The 6,184-nt window shown below is 60.2% G+C and carries 6 protein-coding genes; 3 read left to right on the plus strand and 3 right to left on the minus strand.

Going from position 1 to position 6,184, the window contains the following annotated elements; all coding sequences use genetic code 11:
- Positions 1-10: 10 nt before the first annotated feature.
- Positions 11-439, minus strand: coding sequence for a protoporphyrinogen oxidase HemJ (gene hemJ, locus M5C56_RS26290; RefSeq protein WP_103495741.1), 429 nt, complete (start codon positions 437-439; stop codon positions 11-13).
- A 134-nt stretch (positions 440-573) separates the two neighbouring features.
- On the opposite strand from hemJ, the gene argC reads away from it, so the two are divergent.
- Both argC and erpA read left to right on the plus strand, forming a co-directional pair.
- Positions 574-1,608, plus strand: a complete 1,035-nt coding sequence (argC, locus tag M5C56_RS26295; RefSeq protein WP_103495742.1) for an N-acetyl-gamma-glutamyl-phosphate reductase — start codon at positions 574-576, stop codon at positions 1,606-1,608.
- Between the two features lie 169 nt (positions 1,609-1,777).
- Positions 1,778-2,128, plus strand: coding sequence for an iron-sulfur cluster insertion protein ErpA (gene erpA, locus M5C56_RS26300; protein WP_007906865.1), 351 nt, complete (start codon positions 1,778-1,780; stop codon positions 2,126-2,128).
- A gap of 55 nt (positions 2,129-2,183) precedes the next feature.
- On the opposite strand, the gene M5C56_RS26305 is transcribed toward erpA, so the two are convergent.
- Together M5C56_RS26305 and M5C56_RS26310 are read right to left on the minus strand one after the other, a co-directional pair.
- Positions 2,184-3,272: an anhydro-N-acetylmuramic acid kinase gene (locus M5C56_RS26305; RefSeq protein ID WP_103495743.1), complete on the minus strand. Its 1,089-nt coding sequence runs from the start codon at positions 3,270-3,272 to the stop codon at positions 2,184-2,186.
- 6 nt (positions 3,273-3,278) lie between these two features.
- Positions 3,279-4,697 carry a peptidoglycan DD-metalloendopeptidase family protein gene (locus M5C56_RS26310; protein WP_103495744.1) on the minus strand — a complete coding sequence of 473 codons (1,419 nt, stop codon included), beginning with the start codon at positions 4,695-4,697 and terminating at the stop codon, positions 3,279-3,281.
- Between the two features lie 209 nt (positions 4,698-4,906).
- Here M5C56_RS26310 and tyrS point away from each other — a divergent pair, with 209 nt between their 5' ends.
- Positions 4,907-6,106 (plus strand): tyrosine--tRNA ligase, encoded by a 1,200-nt coding sequence (gene tyrS / locus M5C56_RS26315; protein ID WP_103495745.1) that lies wholly within the window; start codon positions 4,907-4,909, stop codon positions 6,104-6,106.
- Positions 6,107-6,184: the final 78 nt, after the last annotated feature.

Raw genomic sequence — 6,184 nt, forward strand, 5'->3', positions numbered from 1 at the left:
TGACGTGTAGCTAGAACGGTCGGACAACGACCAGAATGACAATAGCCAGCAATAGCAGAACCGGCACTTCATTGAACCAGCGATAAAAGACATGACTGCGGGTGTTTTCGCCACGGGCAAAACGTTTCACCTGGGCGCCGCACATATGGTGGTAGCCGATCAGCACCACCACCAGGGTCAGTTTGGCGTGGATCCAGCCGCCCTGGCTGAAGAGGCTCGGGTTGAGAGCGATCAGCCAGCCGCCGAAGATCAGCGTGGCGATCATCGCCGGGCCCATGATCCCGCGATACAGTTTGCGCTCCATGACGCTGAAGCGTTCCTTGCTGACGCTGTCCTCGCTCTGGGCGTGGTAGACAAACAGGCGTGGTAGATAGAACAGGCCGGCAAACCAGCAGACGACACTGACGATATGAAAGGCTTTGACCCACAGATAGAGCATTTTTAGTTATTCCCAGGTTCACGGTAGGTCGAATAGTAGAGGCTTGAGCGTCCGCACGTCACCTTGACGGTTGTCGCAGGCGCGCGCGGCCCCTATTATCGTGGGCTTTCCAGTGGTTTCGTTGAGGGTAGGTCATGGTCAAGGTCGGTATCGTCGGCGGCACGGGTTACACCGGTGTCGAATTGCTGCGTCTGTTGGCACAGCATCCGCAGGCAGAAGTGGCAGTCATCACTTCGCGATCCGAGGCGGGCCTCGCCGTGGCCGATATGTACCCGAACCTGCGTGGCCACTACGACGGCCTGGCGTTCAGCGTTCCGGACATCAATGCCCTTGCTGCCTGCGACGTGGTGTTCTTCGCCACGCCCCATGGTGTGGCCCATGCCCTGGCCGGTGAGCTGTTGTCCGCCGGCACCAAGGTGATCGATCTGTCCGCCGACTTCCGTCTGCAGGACGCCGAAGAGTGGGCCAAGTGGTACGGCCAACCCCACGGTGCCCCGGCGTTGCTGGAAGAGGCGGTCTACGGTCTGCCGGAAGTGAACCGCGAGAAGATCAAGCAAGCCCGTCTGATTGCCGTGCCGGGTTGCTATCCGACCGCGACCCAGTTGGGTTTCCTGCCGCTGCTTGAGGCGGGACTGGCGGATACCACGCGGTTGATCGCCGACTGCAAGTCGGGCGTCAGCGGTGCCGGTCGCGGTGCCAGTGTCGGTTCGCTGTACTCGGAAACCTCCGAAAGCATGAAGGCCTATGCGGTCAAGGGGCACCGTCACCTGCCGGAAATTCGCCAGGGACTGCGCCGCGCTGCCGGCCATGATGTGGGCCTGACCTTCGTGCCGCACCTCACGCCGATGATCCGGGGTATCCACTCCACGCTATACGCGACCGTGGTCGACCGCTCGGTGGATCTGCAGGCGCTGTTCGAGGAGCGTTATGCCAACGAGCCGTTCGTCGACGTGATGCCAGCTGGTAGCCATCCGGAAACCCGTAGCGTGCGTGGCGCCAACGTCTGCCGGATTGCCGTGCACCGTCCGCAGGATGGCGACCTGGTGGTGGTGTTGTCGGTGATCGACAACCTGGTCAAGGGCGCTTCGGGCCAGGCGGTGCAGAACCTGAACATCCTGTTCGGTCTGGACGAGCGTCTGGGCCTGTCCCATGCCGGCATGCTGCCGTAAGGCGTCGCTCGCGTTTGCCAAGAAGGCCCGTTTAACGGGCCTTCTTGCATTCTGTGAGGTCGCCCGGGTTGATTGATATACCATAACAATAGTTGACCGCTTTTCTAGGAGAAGCGGATAATGCCCGTCATCACGCATTATGGCGGCGTAACGCCGGGAGATAGTCAGCATGAGCGTCGAATCCTTCACCCCCACGGCTTTGCAATTCACCCACGGTGCCGCGCACAAGGTGAAGAGCCTGGTCGATGAAGAGGGCAATGATCGCTTGAAGCTGCGCGTATTCGTTACGGGCGGCGGTTGTTCAGGGTTTCAGTACGGTTTCACCTTCGATGAAGAAGTGGCCGATGACGACACCATCGTCGAGCGCGAAGGCGTCAGCCTGGTGGTCGATCCAATGAGCTTCCAGTACCTGGCAGGCGCCGAGGTGGATTACCAGGAAGGCCTGGAAGGCTCGCGGTTTGTGATCAAGAACCCGAATGCCACCACCACCTGTGGTTGCGGGTCGTCGTTCTCGATCTGATCATTGCTTGTGCTTTACCCTAAACGCCGCGAATTTCGCGGCGTTTTGCTGTGTGTCAGGCCGGGTAGATCGCGCCCAGTACCCGCAGGCCGCGGGCACCGGTGACGCTGGGGCGATTGGCGGCGATGCCGTCAAGGCAGCACCGGGCCAGCCAGGCGAAGGCCATGGCTTCGACCCAGTCGGGGTCCACGCCGTGGGTGGCGGTGCTGGAGACCCGAGTGGCCGGCAGCAATTGGCTGAGTCGAGCCATAAGTGCCGCGTTATGGGCGCCGCCGCCACAGACCAGCAATTCCTCGGTGTTCTCCTGGGCGCCAGTCAGTGACTCGACGATGGTCCGTACGCTGAGTTCGAGCAAGGTGGCCTGGATGTCTTCGGCCGCGAGGGGCGGCAGGTGACTCAGGTGCTGCTTCAGCCAGGGCAGGTTGAATACTTCGCGACCGGTGCTTTTCGGACCCTTGGTCTGGAAGAACGGATCGCTGAGCAGTGCCTGCAGCAGCGCGGGCTCCACCTGGCCGCTGGCCGCCCATTGGCCGTTACGGTCATAGGATTCGTTGCGTTGATCCTGAATCCAGGCGTCGAGCAGCACATTGCCAGGGCCGCAGTCGAAACCGGAGACCGCCTTGTCGGGCTCGATCAGGCTCAGATTGCTGAAACCGCCGATATTCAGTACCGCGCGATGGCCTGCGCGTTCTTCGAAAAGTGCTTCATGGAAGGCGGGAACCAGTGGCGCGCCCTGACCGCCGGCGGCCACATCGCGGCGGCGGAAGTCGCCGACGACGGTAATACCGGTCAGCTCCGCCAATAAGGCCGGGTTGCCGATCTGCACGGTAAAGCCGCGTGCCGGTTCGTGGCGGATAGTCTGGCCGTGACTGCCGATGGCGCGAATGGCGCCCGGCGCGAGCCCTTGTTGTTCCAGCAGGGTATTGATGCCCTGGGCGGCGAGGGTCACCCAGTTCTGCTCGGCGATGGCGCAGCGGGTAATTTCGTCGGGGCCGCTGGCGCACAGGCCAAGCAACTCGACGCGCAAGGCCTCGGGCATGGGAATGTAGTGGCTGGCCAGCAGCCGGATGGAACCGTCGAGCGCTACCAGGGCAATGTCCAGCCCATCGAGACTGGTTCCGGACATCACACCTATGTAGAGCATTGTGGTTTACCGTTTGGCCGAGGCGACTTTGCTGGGTTTTTCCTGGTTCATGCGCGCCATCAACGGCTGGCTCTGTTGCAGGAAGCGGGCGCGTTCGGACTTGGCGATCGGATCGGCCATGGGCAGTTTCTGGCCCAGCGGGTCGACGTGCACGCCATTGACCTGGAACTCGTAATGCAGATGCGGGCCGGTCGACAGGCCGGTGGTGCCGATATAGCCGATCACCTGGCCCTGCTTGACGTTGCTGCCGGTCTGGATGCCCTTGGCAAAACCCTGCATATGACCGTACAGGGTCCGGTAGGTATTACCGTGCTGGATGATCACGGTGTTGCCGTAGCCGCCGCGACGACCAGCCAATATCACCTTGCCGTCGCCGGCGGCCTTGATCGGCGTACCGCGCGGGGCTGCGTAGTCGACGCCTTTGTGGGCGCGGATCTTGTTCAGGATCGGGTGCTTGCGGCCCATGGAAAAGCGCGAGCTGATGCGGGCGAAGTCCACGGGGGTGCGGATAAAGGCCTTGCGCATACTGTTGCCGTCAGCGGTGTAGTAGTTGCTGACGCCTTGCTTGTTGGTGTAACGCACGGCGGTGAAGGTCTTGCCACGGTTGGTAAAGCGTGCGGAGAGGATGCTGCCGGTGCCGACGGTCTTGCCGTTGAGCACTTTCTGTTCATAGATCACTTCGAATTCGTCGCCGGGGCGGATGTCCTGGGCGAAGTCGATGTCGTAGCCGAATACATGGGCCATTTCGCGGGTCAGGCTGTGGGGCATGCCGGCACGTTGGGCAGAGAGCGACAGCGAGCTGTTGATCACGCCGTGCACGTAGGCTGAGCGAACCACCGGCTGGGTGATCACGCGCTTGAAGGTGAAGCCTTTCGCGCCCTTGGTCAGGGTGATGGTCTCAAGGTCGCTGACCTGGCTGTGCAGGTTGGTCAACTGGCCGTCGGGAGTCAGTTCGAACTGCAGGACCTGGCCATGCTTGAGCTGGGAAAACAGCTTGGCTTGTTTATCGCTGGCCAAGACCTCATGTACCGAAGCAGCAGGCAGCCCGACCTTTTCGAACAGCGTGGAAAGCGTGTCGCCGCGGGCTACGGTGACCTCCCTATGGCCGGGGAGCTTTTTTTCCTCGGGGGCCGGGGCCGGGGCGGTCTTGGCGGTTTCCTGGGTGTCTTCGGCGCTGTTGTCGATCTGGGCGAAAGGCGATGGATTGCCTTCATTTGTGGCTTGATCGAGTTCGACGGCGTCTTTGTCTTGTGTCAGTTGATCGGCTGGGGTTTCCAGCTCCAGGTTCAGCGTTGTCTTCTTGGCTTCTACGTCACTGGAAGGAAATACCAGTAGCGCCAGGCTGAGAAGGGCGGCGATCCCACTTGCGGCCAGCAGGTGGGTCTTCGGATAAAGCGGGGGCGCTTTAGTCGGCTCTGTGGTCATAGGTAATTTGACTTTGAAGAAGATGAATTGGAAAAGATGAATGACATGATGAAGATGAAATAACTGTATAAAATATAACCAAATCATCCCTGAAGCAAGTCTGTCATGTGCGGGCGGGCGTTTCGTGCCCGTATGCCGGGCAAAACTTGTATTTGGGCGGCGATCTTGTATGGTTGGTCCCCTTTGAATCTGAGCCTTGCAGGTTGGTTATGAAGTCGGTTGAAGAGCAGCTCGCGCTGATCAAGCGTGGTGCGGAAGAGGTGTTGGTCGAGTCCGAATTGGTCGAGAAGCTCAAGCGTGGCCAGCCGCTGCGTATCAAGGCCGGCTTCGACCCGACGGCACCGGATCTGCACCTGGGGCACACGGTCCTTATTAACAAGCTGCGCCAGTTCCAGGATCTGGGGCATCAGGTGATCTTTCTGATCGGCGACTTCACCGGCTTGATCGGTGATCCGAGCGGCAAGAGCGCCACGCGTCCACCGTTGACCCGTGAACAGGTTCTCGAGAATGCCGAGACCTACAAGGCCCAGGTATTCAAGATCCTTGATCCGGCCAAGACCGAGGTGGCGTTCAACTCCACCTGGATGGATCAGATGGGGCCGGCGGACTTCATTCGCCTGACGTCGCAGTACACCGTGGCGCGCATGCTCGAGCGCGACGACTTCGACAAGCGCTATACCAACAACCAGCCAATCGCCATCCATGAGTTCCTCTACCCGCTGGTACAGGGCTATGACTCCGTTGCGCTGCGCGCGGATGTCGAGTTGGGCGGTACCGACCAGAAGTTCAACCTGCTGATGGGGCGTGAGCTGCAACGCGCCTACGGTCAGGAGGCCCAGTGCATTCTCACCATGCCATTGCTCGAAGGGCTGGATGGCGTGAAGAAGATGTCCAAGTCTTTGGGTAACTATGTCGGGATCCAGGAAGCGCCGGGCGTCATGTACGGCAAGCTGGTATCGATCCCGGATGCGCTGATGTGGCGTTACTTCGAGTTGTTGAGCTTCCGCTCGATGGATGAGATCAATCAGCTGCGCAAGGATGTCGAGGCGGGTGCCAACCCGCGTGATGTCAAGATCAAGCTGGCTGAAGAGATCGTCGCGCGTTTCCATGGTGAGGAGGCTGCGGCCAATGCTCATCGTGCGGCAGGTAATCGCATGAAGGAAGGCGAGTTGCCGGATGATCTGCCTGAAGTTGAAATCAGTGCGACTGAAGACATGCCGATTGCTGCCGTCCTCAATAAGGCCGGTCTGGTGAAGAACTCGGCGGTCGCTCGTGATCTGCTGGGTTCCGGTGGCGTGCGTATAGATGGTGAGGTTGTCGATCGCGCCTTTATATACAAGCTCGGTGCTACCCATGTTTGCCAGGCCGGTAAGAAAGCGTTTGCGCGGATTACCCTCAAGGCCGAGTAATGCTGCTTTATAGATAGAAACCAAGACTATGGGAGCCGCAGGCTCCCATAGTCGTTTTTGCGGTGCTTTTGACCTTTG

The sequence above is a fragment of the Pseudomonas sp. MWU13-2862 genome, assembly GCF_023242495.1.
Classification (GTDB): domain Bacteria; phylum Pseudomonadota; class Gammaproteobacteria; order Pseudomonadales; family Pseudomonadaceae; genus Aquipseudomonas; species Aquipseudomonas gingeri_D.

Coding starts and splice junctions, on each gene's coding strand:
- M5C56_RS26310 (WP_103495744.1), bottom strand. CDS start 4,697: ATGACCACAGAGCCGACTAAAGCGCCCCCGCTTTATCCGAAGACCCAC.
- erpA (WP_007906865.1), top strand. CDS start 1,778: ATGAGCGTCGAATCCTTCACCCCCACGGCTTTGCAATTCACCCACGGT.
- tyrS (WP_103495745.1), top strand. CDS start 4,907: ATGAAGTCGGTTGAAGAGCAGCTCGCGCTGATCAAGCGTGGTGCGGAA.
- hemJ (WP_103495741.1), bottom strand. CDS start 439: ATGCTCTATCTGTGGGTCAAAGCCTTTCATATCGTCAGTGTCGTCTGC.
- argC (WP_103495742.1), top strand. CDS start 574: ATGGTCAAGGTCGGTATCGTCGGCGGCACGGGTTACACCGGTGTCGAA.
- M5C56_RS26305 (WP_103495743.1), bottom strand. CDS start 3,272: ATGCTCTACATAGGTGTGATGTCCGGAACCAGTCTCGATGGGCTGGAC.